Below are 25034 nucleotides of genomic sequence, written 5' to 3' on the forward strand. Positions count from 1 at the left end.
GCGCGTTCATCGAGTGACCGGTGCGGGCGGCACCGGTTCCAGTGTCTGCCAGAGGTGGCGTGCGCGGTCGAGGTGGCGGTCGGCGTGATCCGCCGCACCGTGCCGGAGTTCCAGTTCTCCCAGCACCTGGAGGCACTCGGCCTCGTTGCGGCGGTCGCCGTTGCGGCGGAACACACCGGCGGCGGTTTCAAGTGCGGGGCCTGCTCGGGTGAGGTCGTCGAGTTCGGCGTACACGCTGCCGATGCGTTGTTCGGCGTAGGCGGCGCAGCGCTCGTCGCCGATCTCGTTGAAGATGGTCAGCGACTGGACGAGGCAGCGCAGCGCTTCCGTGTTGTCGCCGCAGTGCTGGCGGTACTGGCTCATCGTCCGCAGGATCACGGCTTCCCGGTGCCGGTCGCCGAGTTCCCGCGCGATGCGCAGCCCGTCGGCGATCACGGCGCCGGCGTGGCAACCGTGGCCCTGTTGGAACCGCATGAACCCGATCGAGCTGCGCAGCTGGGCCCGCATGGGCGGCAGTCCGACCTGGTCGGCCAGGGTCAGCGCGTCGCCGGCGCACCGCAGGGCGAGGTCGTTCCGCTCGAGCACCCGCCACACGGTGGACAGACCTGCCAGGGCGAGGGCCTCTCCGCGCCGGTCGCCGAGATCCCGGTACAGCCGCAGGGACTCCTCCAGCGCCGTTCTCGCCTCGTCCAGCTCGTCGAGGTAGATGTGCACCTGCCCGACACCTTGCAGCAGCGCGGCCTGGCCGTGCGCGTTGCCCGCGGCACGGGTGCTTTCCAGGGCGATCCGGTGGCTGCGCCGCCAGTCCTGGTAGAGGCTGCGGTGGTCGTAGTACGGCACGAACGCCAGCGCGAGCTCCCACACGAGCTCGTCCAGTCCCCACTCGGCGCCGAGCTCCACGACGCGCAGCAACGTCGCCCGCTCGACGTCGAACCACGAGACCGGGTCGGCCACCGCGTAGCCCGGCTGCCAGCGGTCCGATCGTCCAGGGGTGTGCTGGAACAAGGCGGGGTGGAACAGGTCGCGTGCCTGTTCGGCCAGTGCGAGCCACGCACCCAGCAACCGCTGCACGGCGGCGCGGCGTTCGGTCTCGGAGTAGTGGTCGGCGGCCGCGCGGGCGGCATAGGTGCGCAGCAGGTCGTGCAGCCGGTATCGGGGCTGCCCTGCGGCGTCGGTGTCGACCAGCCGGAGCAGGTTGGCGTCCACGAGGGCGTCCAGCACGTCCTCGGCGTCGTGCTCGCCGATGAGCGGCCCGACCACCCAGCCCGGCAGGGTCTCGGCACCGAGCAGGCCCATCAGCCGGAACGCCCGCCCGGCTGCCTCGGGCAGTTGCCGCACGCTCAGCTGGAAGCTGGCCCGCACGTCGAGGTCGCCCACGCGCAGCTCAGCCAGCCGGCGGGACTCGTCCTCCAGCCGCTCGCGCAGGACCCCCAACGTCCACGCGCCGCGGCTGGCGAGCCGCGCCCCCGCGATCCGGATGGCCAGCGGGAGGTACCCGCACAGGCGGACGATCGCGTCCGACGCCTCGGGCTCGCGTTCGATCCGGTGGGCGCCGCCGACCCGTGCCAGCAGTGTGCGGGCGTCGGCGGGAGGCAGGACGTCGAGCTCGACGTGATGTGCGCCTTCCAGGTCGGGGAGCCACCGCCTGCTGGTCACGAGCACAGCGCACCCACCCGACGGCGGCAGCAGCAGCCGCACCTGCCCCGCCCCGGCGGCGTCGTCGAGCAGCAGCAGCACCCGGCGTCCGGCGAGCCGGGAGCGGTACAGGCCTGCACGTTCGTGCAGGCTGTCCGGCATCACCGCGTCAGTCACGCCCAGCGCGCGCAGCAGCTCCGCGAGCAGCGCCGCGGGATCTCTCGGCGCGGCCGACGTCCCCGCCAGGTCCAGGTAGAGCTGACCATCCGGGAAGAGCTCACCCACGCGGTGCGCGGCCCTGACGGCGAGCATCGACTTGCCGGTGCCGGGGGCGCCGACCACCACCGGCAGCTGTCCGCCGGTGAGCAGGTCGTGCACCGCGCTCAGCGCTGCCTCCTGACCGGTGAAGTCGGCGATGTCCGGCGGGAGTTGGCGCGGCTGGTGCGCCTCGGGCTCGCGGATGGCGCTGACCAGGTCGAGCGCCGGGTCGGCCCGCAGGACCTGGGCGTGCACGCGTTGAAGGCGATGACCGGGATTGGCGCCGAGCTCGTCGGCGAGCAGCCGGCGGATGTCCTCGTACACGGCGATGGCATCGGCCTGGCGCTCACCGCGGTACAGCCCGATCATCAGCAGTTCGCGGACCCGCTCCCGGTACGGGTGCTCGATCGCGAGCCGCGACAGCTCGGCGACGGCCAGTCCGTGCTCACCGCGCAGGAGGTCCAGCTCGGCCAGGTCCTCGAGGGCCGCGAGGCGGTACTCCTCCAGGCGGATGCGTTCGGTCTCCGCCGCCGGTGTGTCGATTCCGCTGAACGCTGGTCCCCGCCACAGCGCCACGGCCTGCGACAGCCGTTCCCACGCGGTGGCGAGGTCTCCGTCGTTCCTGGTCGTCCTCGCCTGCGTCAGGCTCTGCGCGAACACGGCGCTGTCGAGCTGGTCCGGCGCCACCCGCAGCCGGTACCCGGAGCCCACCGTCTCCAGCACGCCGCCGTCGGCGCCGAGCGAGCGGCGCAGGTCGCCGACGCACTTCTGCACGAGGTTGAGGGCGCTCCGGGGCGGCTTCGGCCCCCAGGCGCACTCGATGATCTGGTCGCGATCCACACGATTGTTCGCGTGCAACAACAACAGTCCGAGAACCTGACTGCTCTTTCCCGGTCTGAGTCCTACCGCTTCCGATCCCCTCCACACGATGACAGGTCCGAGAACCCCGAACCGAAGATCTGGCATCCCGCTGTCCCTCCCCGCCGCCAACGGTACGCCGACCAGTGACTTTCCGTGAGATTTCCGTGACGGTGCAGCACCGCCCGGCACAGTTCGCGGCACACCGGACCCAGAACCGTTGCGAAGGGGAGAAGCGATGAGTCTCATCGGGAGAGCAGCACGATCGTTGTGGACCGCGTTGCCGTTGGCCGCCGTGGTGGTGGGCGCGGGCATTGTGTCGGCGACACCCGCGAACGCGGCGGTGTCGTGCTCGGGAACCGTCAGCTACAGCGACACCATCAGCGGCGTCGGCGAGCTGACGATCTTCTACAACAACTCCGACGGTGGCACCAACAGCGCCTGCTTCTACCACCGGGGTGCGGCCTACGGGGTCGCCGCACCGACCTACGTCCGGATCTTCCGATGCGTCGAGACCAGCGGCGAGGGCAGGCCGTGCACGATCGACCGCTCGTCCACCCCGGACCTGGGCAACTACCGCTACCACGCCGGGCCCAGGGGTGTGACGGGCACGGCCAGCCGCTGCGTGGCCGCCATCGGCTACATCGACTGGGGCGGCGCGCGCCACGGGATCAGCAGCGGCCGTCAGGGCTGCTGACAGCAGCGGGTTCGCACCACATCAGACCGTCAGCGAGGAGAGATCGTGTTCGGGAAGTTCAGTCTCAGGTGTGGAGTCGCCGTCGCCGCCGTCGTCGGGGTCGTCGCCGCGGTCCCGGTCCAGGCCGGCGCGGCCCCGGCGGCGCCGGGGGTGCGGGCGTCGTTCGAGGGGCGGACCATCAACCTGGCCGAGAGCTGGGAGGACGCGCGGGTGTGCGCCGAGCTCACCCTCGACGACGTCCGTTGCTTCCGGACGCCGCAGGAGCTCGCCGCCGCCACGGGTGAGGTCGGCGCCGCGAAGGTGGAGGACTGCAAGTACACGTGGGTCTGCCTGTGGGCCGACATCAACCACAACGGCAGGCGGCTGCAGTGGAACGAGCCGGGTAGGAAGAAGCTCGCGGACTGGGGGTTCCGCGACCAGGCCAGCAGCGGTGCGTTGAACCGCATCCAGGGCGGGGCGACGCTGGTCAACTACCGCACCGCGCTGCCGGACCAGCAGGCGTTCCTGCGCGCCGGCGGGATCTACTCCGACTTCCGGGAGTTCGGCTGGAACGACAAGACCGACGAGATCCAGGTCGGTTAGGCCGTGGCCGACGAGTTGGTCAGACGGGCCCAGCAGTTCGTCAACGTGGCGTACGGCAGCCGGATCGGGATGACGGTCGCGGAGGACGGCCGCACCAAGTGGGAGGTCATGCACGCGCTCACCCGCGCGGTGCAGCTGGAGCTCGGTCTGTCGCCGCTGTCGAACAGCTTCGGCCCGTCGACCCTGGCCGCGCTGACGTCGAAGTACCCGAAGCTGAACTTCGGCACCGTGCCGTCGGACAACTTCTGCCGCATCATCCAGTCGGCGCTGTACTGCAAGGGCTACGACGGCGACGGCATCAGCGGCACCTACAGCCCGCGCGTGCAGGCGGCCGTGACCGCGCTCAAGGCGGACATGGGCCTCGCCACGGCGTTCCCCGGCAGCGACCTCACGCCGAAGGTGTTCAAGGGCCTGCTGAACATGGACGCCTACGTGGTGGTCGGCTCGGGTTCGGCGACGGTGCGCGAAATCCAGCAGTGGCTCAACGGCCGTTACATCGGCCGGCGTGACTTCTTCGCCGTCCCCTGCGACGGCCACCACTCCCGCGACGTGGCCAAGTCGCTGCTGTACGCGATCCAGTACGAGCTCGGGATGGCCGACGGCACCGCCAACGGGGTGTTCGGTCCCGGCACGCAGGCAGGTCTGCGGCAGCAGACGGTCGGACGGGGCAGCACGGGCATCTGGGTGTGGCTGTTCTCGGCGGCCATGCTGTTGAACAAGCGACCCGTGGGCTTCACCGGAACGTTCGACGCGGCGCTCGCCGACGAGGTGGGCGCGTTCCAGTCGTTCGCGCGGCTCACGCTGAACGCCACCGCCGACTTCCCGACCTGGGCGTCCCTGCTCGTGTCCTACGGCGACCAGAGCCGCACCGGCGAGGCGTGCGACGGCGTCACCAGGATCACGGCGGCCCGCGCGGCCACTTTGCGGGCGCAGGGCGTCAAGTACGTCGGCCGGTACCTCACCGCCCTGAGCAAGACCTTCCTGCCGGAGAAACCGATCCAGCCGGGCGAGCTGAGCACCATCGCCGAGAACGGCCTGGCGTGCTTCCCGATCTACCAAACCTCCGGGCGGGACGCGTCGGGGTTCAACTACGCGGCCGGGCGCGCCGCGGGGTACGCGGCGATGAACGCGGCTCTGGACCACGGCTTCAAGACCGGCACGCGGATCTTCTTCGCGGTCGACTTCGACGCGCTCGACGGGGAGGTCACCGCCAGCATCCTCCCCCACTTCAAGGGCATCAACGACGCCATTGCCGACGCCGGAAACCCTTATGTGGTGGGCATCTACGGCCCGCGCAACGTGTGTTCGCGGGTCGCGTCGGCCGGGCACTCCTCGGCGAGCTTCGTGTCGGACATGTCCTCGGGCTTCTCCGGCAACCTGGGCTATCCGCTGCCGGCGGACTGGGCGTACGACCAGATCGTCACGCGGACGCTCGGCTCCGGCGAGGGCCGGATCGAGATCGACGTCAACATCGCCTCCGGCCGCGACGTCGGGCAGAGCTCGTTCAACCCGCCGAGGGCCGTCGTCCCGGACACCCTCCTGCCGGCCGACCTGTACGCGAACCTCGAGCTCGACGTCGGCAGGTACATGGAGTCGATCGGGTTTCCCAACGACGGTGGCGTGCGGACCCATTCGCACCAGGAGTGCCTCCAGACAACGGTGCGGGCGCACGACGCCCTGATCACCGAGCTGTCGAACCGGTACAACATGCGCAAGGCGCTGATCCAGGCGTCGGCGTACTGGGAGATGCGGCACATCGGCATCGAGGACCACGCCAAGGACGCGGCGGTCGAGGCTTACCACAAGACCGGCGTCGGCGAGCGGGACTCGTCGACCGGCATCGCGCAGATCTTCGGTGAGGCGGCCCTGCGGGCGTGGAACCACTGCATCAACCGGGAGTTCGTGACCGGCGTGATCCGGGATCCGGACAACGACGACCACCTCTACGCCGCGTGGCAGGAGGTCAGGAACGACGAGGCGCATGCCCTCCGCACGGTGTCGCTGCTGCACCTGTGGGCCGTCGACGGCAAACCCGGTGGGAAGAACCCACCCGAAGGCGAAGCGGTGCTGCGACCCATGGCGCTGGACTACATGGAGTGGGAGATCTTCGAGATCCTGCGGCGCTACCAAGGCTGGGACAGCGAAGCGAGGGAGCACGCCGGCCAGCGCATGGCGCTCTACCACGTCCTCGACAAGTACAACGGCATCGCCCGACACAGATGAGAGAGGATTCGACGTGACCGGAGTACAACGCCGGACGCTGCTCCTCGCCACGGCCGCGGCGGGCGTCGCGGCCGCTTTGCCCACCACCGCGGCGAGTGCTGCCACCGGTCCGTCCGAACTGGACGAGCTGGTCAGAGCCGCGGAGCAGCGGCACGGGCGAGTGCGCACCGGCACGCCGTCGCGCAACGGGTGGGAGATGGAGAAGGTCGCCGACGACCGCGGCAACGTCCACATGCGACTCGTGCCGGGCGCACCGCTGCCGGGCGTCCAGATCCGCTTGGGCGCGCCGGCAGCCGTGCTCGTGCACCTGGTGCACCGGTTCCACTGCGAGGTGGACGAACTGCACGACGGCGACGTCGTCGGCTGGCACTCGCCGTCGAGCGTCCAGCGGTGGCTGCCGGAATCCAACCTGGCTTCGGGAACGGCTGTGCGAATTCGTCCAGGACACCACCCGGTCGGGACGCGGGGCGGTTTCCACCCGCCGCAGGTGCAGGCGATCCGGGGCATCATCGCGGACCTCGGGAACATCGTCCGCTGGGGTGGTGACGACACGGCGGCGGACGAGGCGTTGTTCTACCTCGACATCGGCCCCGATGACCGGCGGCTTGCACAGGTCGTCCGACGGATGCGGCTGTAGGCACGCAGGGTGAGCGGCGCCTCGCGGACACCGTCGGAAGCCCGTGGGCATGCTGCCGGAGGGAAAGGGGGATGTTCACGCCAATAGCAAGCACTGGCGGGCACATCACGTACGTCTGGGTTGAATCAGGTCCCGCTCACAGCAACACGAACTCCACTGTCGACGACGGGAACTCCAGTCGCACCGAGGCCAAGAAGATGTGGAAATCCGACGATGCGATCGGGTCGAGCCGCGTATGGAGGCACCTGGTTCTGCCCGCACTGCCTGGCCGAGTCCGGCGGACGGTGGCAGCTGTGGTGGCGAGCGGGCGGGTCGTTCGCCTGCGCCCGGCATCGGTGCTCGCTCGCCGACCGCTGCCCGGACTGCGGGCAGGCACCCCAGCCGGGTTCGGTCTGGGCTCAGGTACCGCAGGCCTTCCGCTGCACCACCGGCGTCACCGGCCCTGCGCGCCCCTGTGCGGCCACGACATCTCCCCCATCGACATGGCTTGATCGACAAGTACAGCAATGCGGGGCCAGCCCCTGCCGCACTCGCTCCGGCGACATGGGGCGTGACTGTGAACCGGCCCGGCCGGGTCCACAGCGCTTTGCGTGTCGCGTTCACGTGTATGTTCGCCTCTCGCCGGGCATCCGATCCGCTGTCAACCTCGTGAAGGCGGTTCGGGTGGATCCATGGCGTGACAGGCTTCGTGTGGCAGTGGTCGTTCATCCGGTCGCCGCGGTGGACCACTCCGGATTGCGGGACCTGGTATCCCGTACCGCCCGGGACCGCGGCTGGTGCGAGCCGCAGTGGTTCGAGACCACCCGTGACGATGCCGGGACGGGGGTGACGGCACTCGCCCTGCGCAACCACCCGCGGCTGGTCCTGGCGTGTGGTGGAGACGGCACGGTGAACGCGGTGGCCGCCGGGTTGGCGCACACCGGGGTGGCGATGGGAATCGTGCCGATCGGCACGGGGAACCTCGTGGCCCGGAACCTGGGAATCGGCAGTGAGGTGGAGGACGCCGTCACGTCGGCGTTCGACGGGGCGGACCGCCGCGTCGACATGGGCCTGCTGGACGGACGCCCTTTCGTCGGCATGGGTGGGATCGGTCTGGACGCGGAGATGGTCCGCGACACCTCGCCCAGGATGAAGCGCCTCCTGGGGTGGCCCGCATATGTACCAGCGGTCCTCAAGGGTCTGAGGTCGGGCGCCAGCCGGGTGACTGTCCGGTTGGACGACGGCCCCTGGCTGACCCGCCGCGTCCTCGGGGCGGTCGTCGGCAACATAGGCGCCTTGCAGGGCGGGGTTTCCCTCCTGCCGGAGGCAGATCCCGCCGATGGGCTCCTGGACCTGGCGTTGCTGCGTGACGTGCACACCAGGGGTTGGCTGGTCACGGCGGGACGTCTGATCGGTTCCCGCCGGGTGGACGGGCCGGCGGTGGAGCGGTTCCGGTTCCGACGCTTGGAGTTGCGCAGCAGCCGCACCAAGCCGTTCGAGGTCGACGGAGAAGTCTGCGGGACAACCAGGTCACTGAAGGTCGAGGTGAACCCCGGAGCGCTCGTCGTCAAGGTGCCGGCATGAACTCGGCGACCCCGTTCCGAAAGCTGTCGTCGGTCGCCGACTGTGATCCGCATTCCGGACGACCGCGGGAGTACTGGTGCGGTTGCGGCGCGAGCGTGACGACCTTGTGCGTGGTGGGCGTTGGGGAGCATCGGCGCAGCGGCAGCCACCGCGCTCGCCGGGTACGGCCTCGGGCGGCTGAGAGATGAACCAGTGTCGGCAGCACGTGCACGCCACTTCCAGGAGCAGGCGGTGCTGCGGGTCGATCAGCTCCGCTTCCTGCCGCTGAGGCCGAACGCCTCGGTGTCGAAGGCACCGACGTCACCGTCCAGGAACCCGCCGACCCAGCTCGGCGGCCGCGCGGACTGTTCCTCCAGCGCACCGAGTTCTGCCGGGTCCCAGCGATCCGCAGGTGCGCTGCCGACGACGTCAAGACCCGAGCAGACACCTGAAGACTCGCTACCAGGCGTCCTCTGACAGCCTCGGTTCGGGCGGTTCTTCTTCCTGGGCGGGTGGCGCGACCGGTGGAGGTGTCACGTGCGGCGGTTCCGGCAGCCAGTCCGGCAGTTCGTCGATCACGCCGCCGTCGACCAGCGTCGCGTAGAGGTTGCGCACCTCGGCACGTGCTCGCGCCGCCGCCTTCTGGATCGCGGCGGTGACCTGTGTGGTGAGCGTGGCGTTGGCGTGCCGCGACGTGCCGAGGTCGAGCGAGGTGAGCATGCCGGTCGAGTCGACCACCACGGTGATCGACCCGTCCGGCGAGCTCGCCGTGCCGGTGATCTCCCGTGCTCTGGCCAAGGTGTCCGCCATGACCTTCGCCGAGTTGCGCCGCAACGCGCGCACGTGCATCTCGCGGAACTCGTCCTCGAAGGCGGCCATCGCGAGCTGCCCCCCGTCAGCCCAGTCGGGCGGAGATGTTCGACGGCTCGGCCTGCTGAGCCTGCTTCTCCTTCTTGTCCAACCACTGTTCGACGCCGGGCGTCGGGTGCTCGGGCGCGAGCTGGCCCTTGGGGTTCCGGTCGAACTCGTCCATGTCCAACGGTGCCGGCGGCGGTGCCGGTCGCACCTCGTTCAACTGGGCCAGTTTGTCCGCGACCTCGGTGGTGATCGCGCCCGTCAGGCGTTCCTCCAGCTCACGGCACACCGCGAGGTAGTTGTGGGCGATGTCGGCGAACGACTCGCCGCCGAGCGACTCCTTCGCCGCCTCGGCGCCCACGTCTGCGATCGCGGAGCCGGCGGCCGCCACGAAGGTCCCCGCCACCATGGAGGCCGGAGCGGTGACCACAGCCAACGCGACGCCCGCGAGCGCGCCCAGCGCGGTGATCAGGACCTTCTGATCGGACGCCCGGTCCTCCTCGACCTTCTGCCCGAGCGCATCGATGAACTGGTTGGCGATCTTCAGCCAGTCTTCGCGGGCCGCCTTGATGATGCTGCCGTACGCGAGCACCGTGGCGGCCAGCCTGGTGCCCCGGTCGCGCTCGTCGTTGACGTAGTCCATCAGGGCGCCGCCGTAGTCGGCACACGCCTTCTGCGCCGCACCGGTCCAGTTGCGGAAGGTGTTGGTGCAGCCGCTCTGGAAGTTCTCCATGCCGTCGTCGATCTCACGGCTGTTGCGCACGAGCGCCTCGTACACCGCACCGACCTCGTCCAGGGGCTGACCGCTGAGCAGCATCGGCACGCGGAAGAAGTCCTCGTGGGCAACGCCTTGGACCGGAAGCCCCTGCAAGGCCTGCCTGTTCCGCTCGAACGGGTCGCTGGACTCGACGGCCAGGAAGTGCACCCAGGTGGCCATCACCGCCAGCAGTGGGAAGGCTCCTCGCAGTGCCTCGGTGAACGTCGGGTCCAGGTTGTAGTCGGAGACGCTGTTGGTCACGGCTGCCCCCGGAAGCTCTCCGCGTTGGCCTCCTCGACCGTGCGGTAGGTCCGCACCACGTCCTCCAACGCCTCGTGAAACTCCTCCAACGACCGCACGGCCGCGCGCTGGCCCTCGACCAGCGCCGCGCTCACCACCCCGTACAACGGGATGATCACGAGACTGGCGGGCATGACGGTGAGACCGCCTCCCATCACCGTGGTGGCCGGGTGGTCCTCGATCTTCTCCACGTCCTTCACCAGCTGGGTGAAGTGCTCCACCGCCGGCCGGATGTCCTTGCGGATCCCGTTCTCGATGTCCGCGAGATCCGCCTGGAAAGTGCCCATCGAGTCCCCCTCTCGATCACTCCCGACAGCCTAGCGACGGCGACCGAGATCACTCCGGGTTTCCGGAAAAGCCGGCGGTCAGCCCGCGGTCCCGGTCAGCAGGCCGGTGATCTGCCGGGTCAGCGCCCACGTCACGCCGAACGCCGCGTACGCGCCGCACGCGCTCTGCAGCAAGAGCGTCGGGTCGAGGCTGACCTTGGAGCGGGCAATGCCGTTCGCGTTGCCTGGGCTGGCAGCTGCTCAGCGACGACGTCGACGACCTGAACAACGTCGCGTTACCAGGCGAGGCGCTGCTCGACCCGAGCCGGTGTCCGGTCGACGTGCGTGTGCGGGCTGCGAAGGCAGCGACGGTCTTGGCCGCGAACACTGCAGCGACGTCGAGCGACTCGACCCGCCAGGGCCGGGCGCACACATCGGCCAAAGCGTGGCCGATCGGATTGCGGATCCGTTCTCGCGGCCGCGCACCGGCGTCACGTGCTGGACGAACCGACCCTCGAGGCGAAATTGAACGGCTCACCCAGCAGCGTCAACGCCGCCGCGTCCGCGGCGGGACCGAGTTCCGCCGGCGTAGTCGGATGATCTTGGAATGAGGGAGGGCCTCCGGGTTCGGTGGGGATTGCGACATCCGCACGGCTAGCAGGAGGCCCTCGATCACTCACGCTGACGCACCGCTGACCGGCCCGGCTCTGCCATGTGGACCGCGCGACCGGGTAGCCGATTCGCCGTTATGAACGCGCCAAGCCCGGCGAGCTCGTGCACGTCGACATCAAGGCATACAGCGAAGTCCTGTCCGACGAGAAGAAGGAAACGGCCACCGCGTTCTGGTGGCGAGCGCAGATCTTCTTCCGCACCAAAGGAATCACCGTCGAGCGGATGCTCACCGACAACGGCTCGTGCTACCGCTCACCACTTTGGTGCGACACCCTCGCCGACGCGGGCATCACGCACAAACGTACCCGCCCCTACCGGCCCCAGACCAACGGCAAAGGCGAAAACTTCAACCGCACCCTGCTCGACGAATGGGCCTACGCCCGCCCTTACCGCACCGAAACCGAACGCTGGCAAGCCGGCCGCCAGTCCGTCAAAGCCAAGACGGCAGGCGACACCGACGGCGGAGCCCAGAGGCTGCTGTCGTGGGGCCAGTCCAAGTAGTGCTTGCTGAGCGGGAACAGCGACCAGATCGGAGCTCGGGAACGATGTCTGACCGGGCCCGTCGAGGCGTTCTGGGTTAGGACTGGCCGGGCGGTTGCCGGCCGCGTCGCACGACGGGAAAGCGGCACCGCGAACCACTCCATCGTGTCGTAGTCCGGCGTTTGATCCGGCAGTACGGTCGAATCGAGGACGGCCGCCTCTCCTACCAGCTCAGGATGACGACGGTGTGTGAGGGGTTCGGTCATGGCTGTAGACGTGCTCGATCTGTTGAAGGACGGGTTGCCGGAGAGTTCGGCGCCCAAGCGCCGGGTCGCGGTGGTCGGTGCCGGGATGGCGGGCTTGACGGCGGCCTTGCTGCTCAAGGAAGCCGGGCACGAGGTCACCGTCCTGGAGGGGCAGAACCGGTTGGGTGGGCGCGTCCTCACCCACCGGGGGTTCGCGGGTGACATGTACGGCGAGTTCGGCGCGATGCGCTTCCCGGAGCAGCACCCGTTGGTGCAGTGGCTCATCAGGGACAAGTTCGGCCTGGCGACCAAGCCTTTTCCGATGTACGACGAGGACACGTTCATCTACCTGCAGGGCAAAGGCGTGCGGCGGCGCGACTTCGACGCGGCCTCGTTCAGCTTCGACCTGTCGACGGCAGAGGCCGACAAGGCGCCGCACGAGCTGCTCCGGCACACCGTGCAGCCGCTGATCGACGTGATGGAGAGCGAGGGCCCGGACAAGGCCTGGCAGAAAATCCTCGTCGACTACGACAAGTACACGTTGTTGGGCTACCTCAAGGAGCGCGGGCTCGGTGACGGCGCGCTGTCCATGCTCGGCCCGCTGTTCAACCTCGAGGGCCGCTACCACTTCTCGCTCGTCGAGTGGTTCTCCCACTACTACGAGGACGTCTTCGGCGACCTCGTCTACATCGTGGACGGAGCCGACTCACTGCCTCGCGCGTTCGAGCCGTACCTGATGGACGACATCCGGCTCGGCGCGCAGGTGCACGGCATCGACCAGGACGAGAACGGGGTGCGCGTGCACGACCGCTCGGGCCGCCGATCGCACACCGTCACCGCGGACGAGGTGGTGGTGACCGTGCCGTTCGCGGCCTTGCGGCACATGGAGATCCAGGGCCTCGACCCGGACAAGTGGTACGCGATCCGCAACACTTACTACGGCCGCGCGCACAAGCTGTTCATGCAGTTCAGCGAACGGTGGTGGGAGAGCGCGTACGGCATCACACACGGGCTCACGGTGACCGACCTGGCCATCCGCAACATCGTCTACCCGCCGGCCGGCCAGGACACCCGCTACCGCAAGGGCGTGATGATCGCGTCCTACTGCTGGGAGCAGGACAGCATGCCCTACACGCCGCTGGCCGGCGAGGAGAGCGTGCAGCAGGCGCTGGAGGACCTGGTCAAGATCCACCCGGAGGCGCGGGACACCTTCGAGTTCGGCGTCTACAAGGACTGGGCGCTGGACTGGTACGCGTGCGGCATCGGCCCGTTGTTCCGCGCGTTCGAGATGAGCGAGGGCTTCTACGAGGACGTGATCCGGCCGGTGGGCCGGGTGTGGTTCGCCAACGATGCGTGCGACCGCCGCCACCGCCGCTGGGTGGAGGGCGCGCTCAAGGCCGCAGTGAAGAACGCCTTCGCCATCAACGAAGGCCTGCGCGACGAGATGCCCTGGAAGGACTAGCGCAGCAGGTGTCGGGCGTCGGGGGGGACATCGGCGCGGTCCTCCGGCCAGGGCAGAGGCGCCGAGAAGGTCGGCGCCCCGCCCGGCCACCTCGGCGAAGGCTGTGTTGAGGCGGGCTTTGGTCAGCCACGTCCGCAGCCGCCCGTCGTCGTCCGCGAGGTAGCGCTCGCGTCGCCTGCCCAGGTGGCGCTCGCGGCGCGGCACGCCCCAGGTCTTCCAGGTGGCCGACGACCTCGGACACCGATGTCGGGCCCGCGCCACCAGCGCGGCCGCAGCGAGCAGGCGTCGTCGAGGTACTACTTGATCTCCAGTCTTTGACCAGATCGGCAGGTCGATCACCGAGTCGAAGCCTGTTGAGTGATCCGCACGGGTCAGTGTTCGCCGTGAACGGCGTGGCGGCGTCCATCGTCCACGCGGTTTCCATGCGACTCGGATCGCGCGGCAGCGAAATGGACGGATTCGCCGGGTGAACACATACGGAAAGTGTCATCGCTTTTCCCCCATTTGGCGCGCCATTGCGGGTTTACAGTGTGATCCGGTCATGTCCCGGATGTGGGGAGTGCTTTGATGAGGGCGATGAGAACGGCAGGGTTGTTGTCAATGGTGCGACGGTCCTTGACGGGCGCCGTGGTCGCGTTGATGGTGGCAGCCGGAGTTGCGGTCAGCGCGCCCGCGGCTCAGGCGGCGACCGAGCTGCTGTCCTGTGTGGGCAGCGGCGCCAACACGTACCAACCAGGGGTGACCGCGCAACCCAAGGTCGTCTCCATCACCTCCAGCGCCGAGTACGACTCCTGCGTTTCCACCGGATCCCCCACCGTCACCTCCGGCGGGTACGCGAGCGCGGCCAACGGCCTGGTGTCCTGCCTCGGCGGCGGCGTCTCCATCACCGTGACCATCACATGGAACACCGGCGAGACCACCACCGTGGCCGCAGTCGGGCTCGTGGTGCTGCGGCCCGCGAACGAGGTTGTCGTGGTCTACCAGGGCACGGTGACCGCGGGCAGGTTCACCGGAGCCACCGTCGTGATGACCGCGGCGCTGCTCAACACCACACCGGCTCAGTGCTTCACCGCTGAAGGCGTCACCGGCACCAGCGGCCCCGCCAACATCACCATCACCCAGCTCGCCTGACCCGACCGCCTCTCGGATTCACCGGTACTCGGACTCGCCAGGGATTCCGATCCGCCAGCTCAAGGCTGCCCTGATGACCACATCAAGTGACAGAACCTTCGTCGATGACAACGACCAGCTCCATCTTTCACCACCGAGATCGATGTCACTTCACAAAGAATAATCCCGCCCACGTGCGACTCCTTGCAGACACCCACGGACAGTGTTCCACCACAAGCCGTTCAGCCGATTGAGAGCGAATGAACGGATCGCAAGACTGGATTCGTTCATCACCTTCTGGAGAACAGGAATCCTCATGCGTCTGCGTTCCTTGTCCGTCGCCGTGGTCGGCGGGCTCCTCGGCGCCGCAGGACTGTTTCACGTGCCCGCTTCGGCTTCCGCGGTGGACGTCAACTGTGCCCTGGGCACCCAGGTCGGCACCTACTCCCCCGGCATGACGCTGCTGCCCAGACACATCGATTTTCACGCCACCGGCACGCTGGGCGGCTGCGTGTCCCCCAGCCATCCCGAGATCACCGGCGCGACCTTCACCTCACTGGTCAGCGGTACGTTCAGCTGCCTGGCCGGCTCCACCACCAACACCTCGACCTACCACTGGAACACCGGGCACAGCAGCACTGTCCGAGGTGGCTTCGAGGTCAACCTCAAACCCGGCGGCACCACCGTGCTCGTCCTGACCGGCACCGTGGTGGACGGGCTGTTCCAAGGCGCAACCGTTGTGCAGACCAAAGTCCTGCCCGCCACCGATCTCACCGCCTGCCTCACCCCCCAGGGCTTGACCAGCGTCAGCGGCACTGTCACCTTCACCGCCGTCCTCTGAACCGCCGATTGATGGGAAAGAGAGATCCTCCGGCGGTCTCGCAGAACACCGCATTCAGCCGGTCCGGCGAGACCGAAAACGCGGTCGCCACTCGAGCCAGGCCGCGTTCCACACTGGTCTGATCGAGCGTCATGGCCTCGCCCACCCGTTCGGGTGCTTACTTCCCGAGCAAGTCGCAGCAGACGGCTCGCGCTTGACTGGTCATCCAGGACCAGCACCGCGGTTGTCGCTCCGCGCAAAGCCATCGGGGTCGCCGGGTTGGCGGACGGGGATGAGGGTGGCGGTGCCAGTCATGCGCAGCAGGCTAGCTGAGCAGCAGCTGCGATTACTGGATACAAGACTCAGTGTCGTGCTCGCGTGCGTTCCGCGCAGCAGGCCAACTCGCAGGCGTCTCCGAGTATCTCGCCGCCGCCGTCGCGCGGTGGTGCCTGCTTCAGGCAGGCACCACCGTTCCAACATCACGACAACAACTTGACGACCTCGCCAGCTAAGGCCGCGAGCTGGACCAATGCTCCAAGCTGCAGCACCAAGCGCTCGGATTCTTGGACGCCTGCCGATGGTGGTCTGGAGGCTCGTTCTGAGGCTTCTCACCGTCCACACGGCACACTCTGGTCTCCGTCCGGCCGTCCGCTGCGGGTGGGCGCCGGTTCCCAACCCGATCGGAATTGGGAACCGGTGCCTAACGCATGGGCCGGACGAAGTTCAGGAGACCCGCCGCAAGTCGTGTTCATGGTGGTGTGGCCGGCATACGACAGCTATCGGAAGCAGGAGCCCACTGGCCGACTCGATGGTCGGGTACTGCAGCCAGACCGCCATCTCCTGATCCCGCCCTTGCACCACAAGCCCCACAGAGGAGCCACTCCCTCCGCCCGTCCGTCTCGCGGCTCGTCGAGCGAGACCGGCGCTTCCGCCGGGCATCTCACGTCCCAACCGATGCTGCTCCACTCCTCCGGCGAGGCTGCGCAGATCAGCGAGCGCGACACGAAGACGCTTTCGGACCAGTGCGGAAGAGCGCGCCCGAAGCATCTGCTGACCCCACGACAATTGCGCAACCACCGCATCGCGGCAGGACCGAGGCCCGTACGTGTAGTCAAGCTCGCGCAAAGCGCGAATCGTGGCTTCGAGTTGACGCACATCGGCCATACCGACATGTCCCGGCGCCGGCTGGCTGATATGACGAGAAGCCCACGACCCGGAGTCGGCGCCGAAGACGGCGGCACCCACGGTCACAGCGGCGGCATGCGCGAGGAACTTCCGACGCTTCGCGGACTCCGATTCGTCACGCGCCACTGCGGCCCCCCACGACGTGGTGGTCTCGCCATAGGCAGGGCCCATGAGTCCGCGGGGTGCGCCCAGGCCCACGGCGATCCTGGTGAGGACGCCGTAATCCACGACCTGGCGTCCCTTGAGAATCTCGGCCACCTCCGAAGGATTCTGCCCAGTGAGCGTCGCAATCTGACGTTTCGAGACGCCATGGCGCCGAAGAAGCCGGAATACTGAACCGATCTCGCTGCGGGCGAGCGCGTCTCTCATCGCCTGCTCGTCCCATACGGTGCTGGGCACGGCTGCTGACCGGAGCGCCGGTTCCACCGGCCCAGCGGCCATTGCGGTGAAGGACATCAGAATCTCGCGAACTCGGTCTGACACCTGCTTTCGCGTGATCGACACTCCTGGGATGCAACTGGCGGAGCGGGCAAGGATCTCCGCGACAACGGTGTCCGCATGCCCGTCTTCCCAGCGCATCCGTAGCGCGTCGTCCTCGATAGCGCTGTCCAGCCATGCGCTGTTCAGGATGTGTATCCCAGACTGCCCGTTGTGGCCCATGCTCGGCCTTCATCCGGCGAGCGGCTGACGACCACCGCCTCTGATCTACTCCCTGCAGCCGCACAGTTCCTGCGTGGTCAGCCGACCCGGCGATGATGACCAGGTCCAGGTGGCCCTCGCTGGCCTCGACGCAGGCCCGGGATTCCCGTCAGCCCAGAACCGGTATCAAATGGCAGAGCTGCCTCAAGGAGCTGCTCGACGGCGTCGTCACCTCATAGTTGACGGTCGCGACGATCGCCAACGCCGTGATCGCGCTTGCGATCGCAGCGGCGTGGAATCGGCGTGGCCTGGAACGACTTTTGGTCATGGCTTGTCCCCTTGAGGTTCCTCCGGGTGGAAGAGCGAAGCGTGGCACCGCTGTTTCGGGCTCGTCATGCCGCTTGTGTGTATGGGCACGGGGCGCATGCGGCCGTTACCAGAGAATTGCACGTCGCTGTCCCCTGAAGAGGGGGCACGCCGAATGATCGACCGAACGTTGCGTTCGGTGGATGATCCTGGTGTGCAGACCAGCGATCGCACCACAACCGTCGCCGAGCCTGCCTTCGAGGCGTCAAGCTCGGTGGGCGGCTTGCGCTGCAGCCAATGGGAACTCCAGTCACAACGCTCTACGAAATAGGGTACGGCGGGGAGTGCTCGTCCCGACGTGTACGATCCGACCACCGGTACAGTTTAGACTACAAAGTTATCAAGAACCCCGGCAGGGACATCGGCAAGAGGCAGGCCGACCACAATGCCGCGCATATCCCAGGTGTGAATCTCGCGATCGAGGTGAATCCGTGACAAAATCCACTGCGGCCACAGTGAGGCGTGTAACGTCGGATTGGGCCGGAGCATTTCCGGCATTCGATGTTTGGCGCAAAATGCACCTGCTTCGCCGGGTTGGTCCAGTCCTTCAGGGTATCTGCCTTGAGCGATCCACGTCGGGAGACGAGTATTTCGCCACCGCGCATGTTCACGCTTTGACCAGCGGTTTTCCGGTGATCTCGCTGATGCTCAACCAGCGCCTGCTCAGTTCTTCCGGACAGCCGGAGCACCTTCGATTCGCGCGTCATGAAGCTGAATTCCGTTCGGCGGCAGACAGGCTGAATGATCAGAGCAAGCTGTCTCTGGGCGAGGCGCCCTCGTTGGGGCAAATTGTCAGGGAGTATCACTCGACTGCTGTCGATCGACAGGCGAAGGGCCACCGTCCGGCTGTGCTTGAGATGAGGGACAGCGTTCTGATCGCCGCGGCCGGCGGCAGGAAGGACCTTGTGGAGGAGGGGCTGCGTCTCGCGGATGAGCTTGCGTGTGTGTGGCCCAAGTCGAGGCTTCCTCTGGATTGGGAGAGCAAAGAGGCCTGGCTGGAGGAACTGACTTCCAAGGCGAACGATCCTGACGCGCTCTGGGAGGTCGTGGAAGGTCAGATCGTCAAGCACAAGCTCGAGAAGGTTCGGGTGGTCTAGCTCGGCGATCTGTTGTGCGCCTGGCACTTGCGGGCGTAAATCGCTCACGGCGGTTCGGTCGAAAAGGGCCGGACACGATCAACGTGTCCGGCCCTCGGTCTTCGTGCAGAACTGGATCAGCCCTTGGCTGGCGCCTCAGCCCCAGCTGCCACCACGAGCGACGGCTCCCGTTGGCCGAAGGCACCGTGCCTTTGCAGCGGCAGCGGCACAACCATCACGCCGAGCCGGCGCACCGCGCGCATGGCCGCACCTGCGACGCGACCATGCAACGGCTGACGCAGGCCGAGACGGCGTGCGGCGACACCGTGTGCGCGCTTGACAGCGCGGCGGTCGGCCCCGGTGACGGTCCACGCCTCGGGTGCTTGGACAACCACATGTACCGGCGTACCGAATACCGCAGGCACGTCCCGCGCGTACAGCTGGGCCACGGGCACCAACGGCAGGCGCCGAAGCCGTCCACCACAGGCGGTGACCGAACCGCCTGCCGCGCATCTCGTTCCAGCACAAGGTGTAACGCGCCGGCGAAACGGTGCTGGAAGACGCGCGGACCGTGGCCAGTGGACTGTCGATAGAGGACGAAAGCCATCCCATCGATCGATATCGCCTATGGCACAACGAGGCTAGCGTCAGCGGGTGGAACCCGTTTCGGACGCGGAGGTACGTGGTGAAGGTTCAACCGTGGCTCGTGGCGCTCGCGCTCGCCGGAACGCTCGTGGGCGCTGACCACGCCGGCCAGCGGCAGGCGACGATCGAGCTGACCGCCAAGCGGACGCTGATGTCGGCGCCGGCGAACATTGCGGTGGGTGCCGGGTTCCTCAGCGGCGGTGAGCTCACGGACGGACAGGGGCGGGCCAAGGTGGGCGAGGGGTTCTCGCACTGCGGCGTGCTGTCGGTGTCCGTGGCAGTGCCACCGGCGGTGACGACGCAGTGCACCTCCACCTTCCGCCTCCAGGAGGGCGAGCTGCACCTGTCCGGCCTGCGTGAGTACAGGTCGATCGCCGGCGGCTTCGAGCCCACGGCCATGGCCGTCACCGGCGGTACCGGCAAGTACTCCACCGCCCGCGGCGAGGCCAAGGTCACCAGGGTGACCGCGGCGGACCGGGCGGACGTGGGTTACCGGTTCACCATCACGCTGACGGACTGACGAGCAGCTCCCCGCTGACGGGCACGGCCGGAGCGCGGCGGTTGTCCACGACCACCAGTTCGGGCCTGGTTCCGGCCCGCCACTGCCCCGCTGCCAGCGGGATCGTCGCCACGCCAGGCGCGGAGCCACCCGCCCAGTCGAGAGTTCCGGCCGCGGTGTCCAGCCTGAGTCCCGCCAGCACCTCGGCCGTGCCTGCGCGGGAGCCGGCGGCGGTGACGGCGTGGCAGGCCGCCTCCAGCGCGGCGTGCGCGACGCCCAGCGGTTGTGCCCACGGCGTGCCGGTCGCGTCCTCGTAGGCGGCGGCCAGCCCACGACCCGCGCCGCCGCGGTGCTCGGGAGTCCAGTACACGATCGTGGCGACCCGGTCCAGCCGGTCGTGCGCGGCGACGCTGAACGGGTAGGTCAGCCAGCGCGAGCAGGTCACCAGACGGGACGGCCGCGCCGGACGGCGGCGGCGAGGTCGGCGGCGGTCGCCGCCGAGGTCACCACCTCCACGCCGGCCAGGTCCGGCAGGCGGTCGTCGTGCTCGCGGTAGGCCAGGTCGACCAGCACGTGCCCGCGCGCCTCGGCCACCGGCCTGAACCACCGCCGCAACGCCTGCCCCTGCGTGCCGTCGTTCCACACGCAGCCCACCCGCCGTGCGGCGCCCAGGTGCTCCCACAGGTCGGCGAACGCCTCGGCGATGTCGTCGACGCCCCAACTGAAGTGGAAGGCCCATCCCGGCCGGTGCTCGTCGTCGAACACCTCGGCGCCGAACACCTGCCACGGCAGGGTCGTGGACACGCACGGCACCTCCCGCCCGGTACAGGCACGGGCGACCGCGGGCAGCGTCTCCGTGCCGCCCAGCGTCACCACCGCCCGCACGCCCGCGTCGACCAGCGCCCGTGCCGCGGCGCGAGCGCCCTCGGGAGTGGAGGAGCTGTCGTGCACCAGCACCTCCACCGGCCACGGCAGGGCGCCGGCGACGAAGTCCAGCGCCGCGCCGAGCGGCGCGAGCCTCCCGGTGCGCGCGAGGACGATCCCGATCAGTGGTTTCGGCACGTGCGGCACCGTACCGACGGGACGGTCACCACCATCGGGTGATCACCTCGTGACGCGGGTGGGCCCGTCGCGTTCCCTGGAACCCTGCCCAGCGGGTCCACCCGGCCGGGTTCGGTCCACTCGGCATCGCCTGTGCCCGGCCGGCGCGGGACAACACTGCCTTGTCCGGATGATGCCAACGCACGATCCGTTCCGCGGGACTTCGGTAAGACAACACCATGACCGGAATCACCACCGCGGTGGCCAACGGCATCACCCGCACGTTCTCCTGGCGCGGCCGCGCCACCCGCAGCGAGTACTGGTTCTACGTCCTGTTCTGCTGGGCGGTGGTGCTCGGGCTGGCGTTCACCTTCAGCGCATTCGAATCCGGCGTGGCCGCGAGCATCGGCGGCGTCTCGATCATGCTGGTGTGGTTCTCGCTGTTCTCGGCCATGATCCGGCGCCTGCACGACACCGGCCGCAGCGGCGCGTGGGCGTTGATCGTGCTCCTGCCCTTCATCGGCGGCTTCTGGCTGTTCCTGTTGATGACCGAACCCGCCCAGCCCCATCCGAACCGGTTCGGCCACCTCGCACATCCCGTGGACGCCACCGCCGATCGCCCGAGTCCTAAGTAGACAGACGAACGGGAAGTCGGCCCGTGGTCTTCCGCGCGTGGGAGACAGTGCGGAAGGATGGCGGCAGGGGTTGGTGCCATGGGGAAGGACGCGTTCACCGCAGCGGAGGTCGTGGAAGCCGCGCTCGCGAGGTGGGACGTCGTACGGCGGGAGGCCGCCGGAACGGTGACGAGCGGCTACGGAGCTGGTACTTCGAGACCGTGTCGGCCTACGGCGATCCGGACACCTTCGCGTCCCGGATGTTCGAGGCGGCGGCGACGCTGTGCGGACGTGGCCGGGCTGGGACGCTTTTCTGCTGCTGGACTGGCTCGGGCGGCACATCGCGATCGAGTTCGATGGTGAGCTCGCGGTTCGCCGCGACCCACTGTTCGCCCGCGTTCCGGGAACTCCTCGGACCGTCATCGATACCGGCTTCGACCTGACCGGCGATGTCGCTGGACGAGTGAACCGGGTCATTCCGCCATCCCGGCCTCGTATGCGGTGATGGCCGCCTGCACGCGGTTCTGCACGCCCAGCCCGCGCAGGATCGCGGACAGGTGCGCCTTCACCGTGCCCTCCGCCAGGTGCAGGCGCGCCGCGATCTCCTGGTTCGACAGCCCCCGCCCGACCAGGGCCAGCACGTCCCGCTCGCGCGGGGTCAGCGCCTCCACCTTGCGCTTCGCCGCCGCCGGTCGCGTCAACCCCGACCGCAAGCCGGCGAGGACACGGCGGGCGACCCGCGGTGACAGGTACGCGGCACCGTCGGCGACCGCCCGTACCGCGATCAGCAGCTCACGCGGGTCCGCCGCCTTGAGCAGGAAGCCGCTCGCGCCGTCTTCCAGGGCCCGTGCCACGTACTCGTCCTCGTCGAACGTCGTCAGCATCACCACCGGGGCGACGTCGCGCAGCTCGCGGGCCGCGGCGAGGCCGTCGAGGTGCGGCATGCGGATGTCCATCAGCACGACGTCCGGCTGGTGCGCGTGCGCCAGTTCCACCGCCGCGCGCCCGTCGGCCGCCTCTGCCACCACCGCGATGTCGGGATCCGTCGCCAGCACCGCCGCCAGTCCTGCCCGGATCATGGCCTCGTCGTCGGCCAGCAGCACCCTGATCACGTCAGCGGCACCCGTGCGACCAGCGTGAACAGCCCGTCCGCCGCTGTCACCGCCAGCTCGCCACCCAGCAGCCGCAGCCGCTCCGCCACACCCGCGAGGCCGCTGCCCCTGCCGACCCGACCCGTCAACGGATTCCCGACCTCCAGCGTCACCAGCCGCTCCGCGACCGTCATCGTGATCGTCACCGGCTCGCCCGGCGCGTGGCGCGCCGCGTTCGTCAACGCCTCCCGCACGACCCGGCGCACGGCCTGGTCCACCACGTCCGGCAGGTCGGCGAGGCCGTCGACCGCCACGGACATGCCCGCGTCCCGCGCGTTCGCCACCAGGACCGCGACCGGCGGCACGTCGTCGCGTTCCCGCAGCATCGCGATCGACTGCCGCAGCCGGTCCGTCGCCGCCCGCCGCCCGCACCGCCGTGCGGGCGTCCTCGCTGGCCAGAACCGGTGACAGCTCGAGTGCGCCCGCGCAGCGCGATCAGCGCGAGGTCATGGCCGAGCGAGTCGTGCAGCTCCGCCGCGAGCCTGCCCCGCTCCTGCAGCCGCGCCCGCTCGGCGACGTGCTCCTGCTCGCGCTCCAGCTGCCGCACCCGCTCCTGCTCGGCCGCGACCAGCAGCGCCTGCTGCCGCCGGTACCGCCCGCCGAGCCACGGCAGCACGATCGTGATCAGCAGGACGACCAGCACCGTCGGCACCTCGGCGCGGTCCAGGACAGCCACCGTCGCCGTGCCCGCGATCGCGACTCCGGTGAGGACCTGCCAGCCGAAACGGGCGTCGACGTGCCTGCCGTGCAGGTACGCGAGCACCGCCAGCACCACCCACGCGCACACCTGCCACACCGGCAGGCCGCCCTCCGTGCCCAGTCCGCTGACCAGGCCGAGGACGGCGAGGACCCCGAGACTCACCAGACCGACACTAGCCGCACGACCCGTGCCGTGAGCACCGCGAGCCCGGCCAGCGCGGCGGCGGCGAGCGTGACCGTGAGCGTCAGCGCGAAATAGCCGAGCTGCGCCCACAGCACCGTCCGGCCCGAGCTGACGAACGACACGACCTGCGGGTAGAACGCGAACAGCACCGCGGGCAGCGTCACGACCACCAGCCGCGCGACCGTCAGCCACGGTCGCCGCCCGTGCCTGCGTTCCGCCCAGCGCCGTGCCCGGACCACCCCGAGCCCACCGAGCGCAACGGCCAGAAGCCCGATCGCGGCGAGCACCCAGTCGACGAGCTGCCGTGAGCCGCCGGGCTCCGCCGGTGTCCTACCGCGGCTCAGCGCGATCAGCCCGGCGAGGATCGTGCCGGTGTCGTCGACGAGCGCGGCGCCGTTGGTCATCACGGCATAGCCGTAGCCGGACTCGGGATCGATGGCCTGGATCGCGTTGTAGGTCCACAGGTTGCCGCTGTGCACGAGCATGCCGTTGCCGTCGCGCTGCCAGCCCATGCCGTAGTCGTGCACGCCGGACGGCTCGTGCATGGCGTGGAGCGACTCGGTGGCGAACGGGCCGTGGCCGTTCTGCGCGACGAGCCAGCGGCCCATGTCGTGCGCGGTCGTGATCACCGTTCCCGACCCGCCGACCGCCGGGCCGTCGTCCAGCTCGGGCCGGTCGAACCAGATGCCGTAGAGCGAGTTGAAACCGTTCGGCGCGTCGCCGCCCGCCAGGCTGTCGTGCATGCCCAGCGGCTCGAACACGTGCCGGCGCAGGTAGTCCCCATAGGACTGACCGGAGACCACCTCGACCAACCGTGCGGCGACGTTGTAGTTGACGTTGCTGTAGGCGAACCGCGTGCCCGGCTCGGCGACGTCAACGGGTGGCAGGAGGCCGACGTACTCGGCGAGCGTCCGTGCCCCGGTCAGCTGTCCGATGTCGACGGAGTCGTCGGAGATGCCGGAGGTCTGGTTCAGCAGGTGGCGCACGGTGATGCGCGGCGGGATCTGGGCGAGGCGGTCGTGCACCTCGTCGTCCAGCCCGACACGGCCGTCCTCCACGAGCGTCATGACCGCGGCGGCGGTGAACGACTTGCTGACCGATGCGACCCTCATCGGCGTGTTCTCGGTGACGGCACCGCCGTGCGCGTCGTGCCCGGCGCCGGTGGCGTGCACGATCTCGTCGCCGCGGGTGACGACGACCGAGACGCCGGGCAGCCCGGTCACGTCGAGCGCCTGGTCCAGATAGGTGTCGATCGACACCGGTGTGGGAGCGGGGAAGTGGGCCAGCACCAGCCCGGCCACGAGGGTCCTCATGGGCCGGAACGCTATGGATCAGCGACTCAGCGTCGGATCCGCCGATCGACCACCATCACCCCCGCCGATCGTCGGGGGTGATGGTGGCGGATGGTCGGTGTCCGGGTGGCGCAACGACAGTCCGGTTCGTGCGCCGGACACCGCCCAGGTCGCGGTACGGGGTGGTGGTGTCCTGACACGCCCGCGGGGCGAGGCGCCGACCCGGTGCCTCGCCCTCCCGATG

The 25034-nt window shown here is 69.0% G+C and carries 22 protein-coding genes and 3 pseudogenes; 13 read left to right on the plus strand and 12 right to left on the minus strand.

What is annotated here, in order from left to right:
* Positions 1–6: 6 nt before the first annotated feature.
* Complete coding sequence (locus BBK82_RS41385; protein WP_083268549.1) at positions 7–3066, minus strand: AfsR/SARP family transcriptional regulator; 3060 nt, start codon at positions 3064–3066, stop codon at positions 7–9.
* Here BBK82_RS41385 and BBK82_RS41390 point away from each other — a divergent pair.
* From BBK82_RS41390 to BBK82_RS55205, 6 genes and pseudogenes are all read left to right on the plus strand, one after another.
* The gene (locus BBK82_RS41390) at positions 2990–3448 is read left to right on the plus strand and encodes a hypothetical protein (RefSeq protein ID WP_065919791.1); all 459 of its coding nucleotides are present in this window, start codon (positions 2990–2992) and stop codon (positions 3446–3448) included. The genes BBK82_RS41385 and BBK82_RS41390 overlap by 77 nt on opposite strands.
* Positions 3449–3493: 45 nt before the next feature.
* A complete protein-coding gene (locus BBK82_RS41395) occupies positions 3494–4030 on the plus strand; it encodes a peptidase inhibitor family I36 protein (protein ID WP_065919792.1) in 537 nt (178 codons plus the stop codon).
* Between the two features lie 3 nt (positions 4031–4033).
* Positions 4034–6253: a glycoside hydrolase domain-containing protein gene (locus tag BBK82_RS41400; RefSeq protein ID WP_065919793.1), complete on the plus strand. Its 2220-nt coding sequence runs from the start codon at positions 4034–4036 to the stop codon at positions 6251–6253.
* A 13-nt stretch (positions 6254–6266) separates the two neighbouring features.
* Positions 6267–6890 carry a hypothetical protein gene (locus BBK82_RS41405; RefSeq protein WP_065919794.1) on the plus strand — a complete coding sequence of 208 codons (624 nt, stop codon included), beginning with the start codon at positions 6267–6269 and terminating at the stop codon, positions 6888–6890.
* Between the two features lie 213 nt (positions 6891–7103).
* Positions 7104–7175: pseudogene (locus BBK82_RS57035) on the plus strand (hypothetical protein); the annotation flags it as partial.
* Between the two features lie 435 nt (positions 7176–7610).
* Complete coding sequence (locus tag BBK82_RS55205; RefSeq protein ID WP_237047868.1) at positions 7611–8453, plus strand: diacylglycerol/lipid kinase family protein; 843 nt, start codon at positions 7611–7613, stop codon at positions 8451–8453.
* 438 nt (positions 8454–8891) lie between these two features.
* Here BBK82_RS55205 and BBK82_RS41415 read toward each other — a convergent pair whose 3' ends face one another.
* The 3 genes from BBK82_RS41415 to BBK82_RS41425 are packed head-to-tail and all read right to left on the minus strand — an operon-like array spanning position 8892 to position 10631.
* Complete coding sequence (locus BBK82_RS41415; RefSeq protein WP_065919796.1) at positions 8892–9311, minus strand: YbaB/EbfC family nucleoid-associated protein; 420 nt, start codon at positions 9309–9311, stop codon at positions 8892–8894.
* 16 nt (positions 9312–9327) lie between these two features.
* Entirely contained in the window at positions 9328–10305 is a 978-nt protein-coding gene (locus BBK82_RS41420; protein ID WP_065919797.1) for a hypothetical protein, read from the minus strand.
* Positions 10302–10631, minus strand: a complete 330-nt coding sequence (locus tag BBK82_RS41425; RefSeq protein ID WP_065919798.1) for a hypothetical protein — start codon at positions 10629–10631, stop codon at positions 10302–10304. The genes BBK82_RS41420 and BBK82_RS41425 overlap by 4 nt, the downstream gene beginning before the upstream one ends.
* A 714-nt stretch (positions 10632–11345) precedes the next feature.
* On the opposite strand from BBK82_RS41425, the pseudogene BBK82_RS41430 reads away from it, so the two are divergent.
* From BBK82_RS41430 to BBK82_RS41445, 4 genes and pseudogenes are all read left to right on the plus strand, one after another.
* Positions 11346–11690 (plus strand): annotated as a pseudogene (locus BBK82_RS41430) (DDE-type integrase/transposase/recombinase); the annotation flags it as partial.
* A 336-nt stretch (positions 11691–12026) separates the two neighbouring features.
* Positions 12027–13469 (plus strand): flavin monoamine oxidase family protein, encoded by a 1443-nt coding sequence (locus BBK82_RS41435; protein WP_083268551.1) that lies wholly within the window; start codon positions 12027–12029, stop codon positions 13467–13469.
* Positions 13470–14069: 600 nt separating this feature from the next.
* Positions 14070–14600 (plus strand): hypothetical protein, encoded by a 531-nt coding sequence (locus tag BBK82_RS41440; protein ID WP_065919801.1) that lies wholly within the window; start codon positions 14070–14072, stop codon positions 14598–14600.
* A gap of 202 nt (positions 14601–14802) precedes the next feature.
* Entirely contained in the window at positions 14803–15420 is a 618-nt protein-coding gene (locus BBK82_RS41445) for a hypothetical protein (protein WP_154697811.1), read from the plus strand.
* Between the two features lie 948 nt (positions 15421–16368).
* On the opposite strand, the pseudogene BBK82_RS41450 reads toward BBK82_RS41445, so the two are convergent.
* Positions 16369–16953: pseudogene (locus BBK82_RS41450) on the minus strand (helix-turn-helix domain-containing protein); the annotation flags it as partial.
* A 1067-nt stretch (positions 16954–18020) separates the two neighbouring features.
* On the opposite strand from BBK82_RS41450, the gene BBK82_RS41455 reads away from it, so the two are divergent.
* Complete coding sequence (locus BBK82_RS41455) at positions 18021–18686, plus strand: hypothetical protein (protein ID WP_154697812.1); 666 nt, start codon at positions 18021–18023, stop codon at positions 18684–18686.
* A gap of 116 nt (positions 18687–18802) precedes the next feature.
* On the opposite strand, the gene BBK82_RS51130 is transcribed toward BBK82_RS41455, so the two are convergent.
* A complete protein-coding gene (locus BBK82_RS51130) occupies positions 18803–19114 on the minus strand; it encodes a hypothetical protein (RefSeq protein ID WP_154697813.1) in 312 nt (103 codons plus the stop codon).
* A gap of 236 nt (positions 19115–19350) precedes the next feature.
* Between BBK82_RS51130 and BBK82_RS41460 the strand changes: the two genes are divergently transcribed.
* Positions 19351–19830: an allene oxide cyclase barrel-like domain-containing protein gene (locus BBK82_RS41460; RefSeq protein WP_065919804.1), complete on the plus strand. Its 480-nt coding sequence runs from the start codon at positions 19351–19353 to the stop codon at positions 19828–19830.
* Here BBK82_RS41460 and BBK82_RS51135 read toward each other — a convergent pair.
* Both BBK82_RS51135 and BBK82_RS51140 read right to left on the minus strand, forming a co-directional pair.
* Entirely contained in the window at positions 19814–20254 is a 441-nt protein-coding gene (locus BBK82_RS51135; protein ID WP_154697814.1) for a type 1 periplasmic-binding domain-containing protein, read from the minus strand. The genes BBK82_RS41460 and BBK82_RS51135 overlap by 17 nt on opposite strands.
* Complete coding sequence (locus BBK82_RS51140; RefSeq protein ID WP_170068050.1) at positions 20251–20871, minus strand: ABC transporter substrate-binding protein; 621 nt, start codon at positions 20869–20871, stop codon at positions 20251–20253. Before BBK82_RS51140 ends, BBK82_RS51135 begins: the two co-directional genes overlap by 4 nt.
* A gap of 218 nt (positions 20872–21089) precedes the next feature.
* On the opposite strand from BBK82_RS51140, the gene BBK82_RS41470 reads away from it, so the two are divergent.
* Positions 21090–21485: a DUF805 domain-containing protein gene (locus tag BBK82_RS41470; RefSeq protein WP_065919805.1), complete on the plus strand. Its 396-nt coding sequence runs from the start codon at positions 21090–21092 to the stop codon at positions 21483–21485.
* A gap of 452 nt (positions 21486–21937) precedes the next feature.
* Here the strand turns inward: BBK82_RS41470 and BBK82_RS41475 are convergent, their stop codons facing one another.
* Genes BBK82_RS41475 through BBK82_RS41490 form a run of 4 tightly spaced genes read right to left on the minus strand, consistent with a single transcriptional unit; the run spans position 21938 to position 24811 of the window.
* On the minus strand, positions 21938–22576 hold the full coding sequence (locus tag BBK82_RS41475; RefSeq protein WP_065919806.1) for a response regulator: 639 nt from the start codon (positions 22574–22576) through the stop codon (positions 21938–21940).
* Positions 22573–22875, minus strand: coding sequence for a sensor histidine kinase (locus BBK82_RS52105; protein WP_170068051.1), 303 nt, complete (start codon positions 22873–22875; stop codon positions 22573–22575). The genes BBK82_RS41475 and BBK82_RS52105 overlap by 4 nt, the downstream gene beginning before the upstream one ends.
* Entirely contained in the window at positions 22794–23477 is a 684-nt protein-coding gene (locus tag BBK82_RS41485) for a histidine kinase (RefSeq protein ID WP_065919808.1), read from the minus strand. Before BBK82_RS41485 ends, BBK82_RS52105 begins: the two co-directional genes overlap by 82 nt.
* A complete protein-coding gene (locus BBK82_RS41490) occupies positions 23474–24811 on the minus strand; it encodes a serine hydrolase domain-containing protein (protein WP_065919809.1) in 1338 nt (445 codons plus the stop codon). Before BBK82_RS41490 ends, BBK82_RS41485 begins: the two co-directional genes overlap by 4 nt.
* Between the last annotated feature and the right edge of the window lie 223 nt (positions 24812–25034).

The sequence above is a fragment of the Lentzea guizhouensis genome (assembly GCF_001701025.1).
GTDB lineage: Bacteria > Actinomycetota > Actinomycetes > Mycobacteriales > Pseudonocardiaceae > Lentzea > Lentzea guizhouensis.

What these genes read in the sequence shown, in the direction of transcription:
- BBK82_RS41440 (WP_065919801.1), top strand. Translation starts at nt 14,070, where the DNA reads ATGGTGCGACGGTCCTTGACGGGCGCCGTGGTCGCGTTGATGGTGGCA.
- BBK82_RS52105 (WP_170068051.1), bottom strand. Translation starts at nt 22,875, where the DNA reads ATGTCCGTGGCGGTCGACGGCCTCGCCGACCTGCCGGACGTGGTGGAC.
- BBK82_RS41490 (WP_065919809.1), bottom strand. Translation starts at nt 24,811, where the DNA reads ATGAGGACCCTCGTGGCCGGGCTGGTGCTGGCCCACTTCCCCGCTCCC.
- BBK82_RS41425 (WP_065919798.1), bottom strand. Translation starts at nt 10,631, where the DNA reads ATGGGCACTTTCCAGGCGGATCTCGCGGACATCGAGAACGGGATCCGC.
- BBK82_RS41390 (WP_065919791.1), top strand. Translation starts at nt 2,990, where the DNA reads ATGAGTCTCATCGGGAGAGCAGCACGATCGTTGTGGACCGCGTTGCCG.
- BBK82_RS41385 (WP_083268549.1), bottom strand. Translation starts at nt 3,066, where the DNA reads ATGCCCGCGCCCACCACCACGGCGGCCAACGGCAACGCGGTCCACAAC.
- BBK82_RS41415 (WP_065919796.1), bottom strand. Translation starts at nt 9,311, where the DNA reads ATGGCCGCCTTCGAGGACGAGTTCCGCGAGATGCACGTGCGCGCGTTG.
- BBK82_RS41435 (WP_083268551.1), top strand. Translation starts at nt 12,027, where the DNA reads ATGGCTGTAGACGTGCTCGATCTGTTGAAGGACGGGTTGCCGGAGAGT.
- BBK82_RS41470 (WP_065919805.1), top strand. Translation starts at nt 21,090, where the DNA reads ATGACCGGAATCACCACCGCGGTGGCCAACGGCATCACCCGCACGTTC.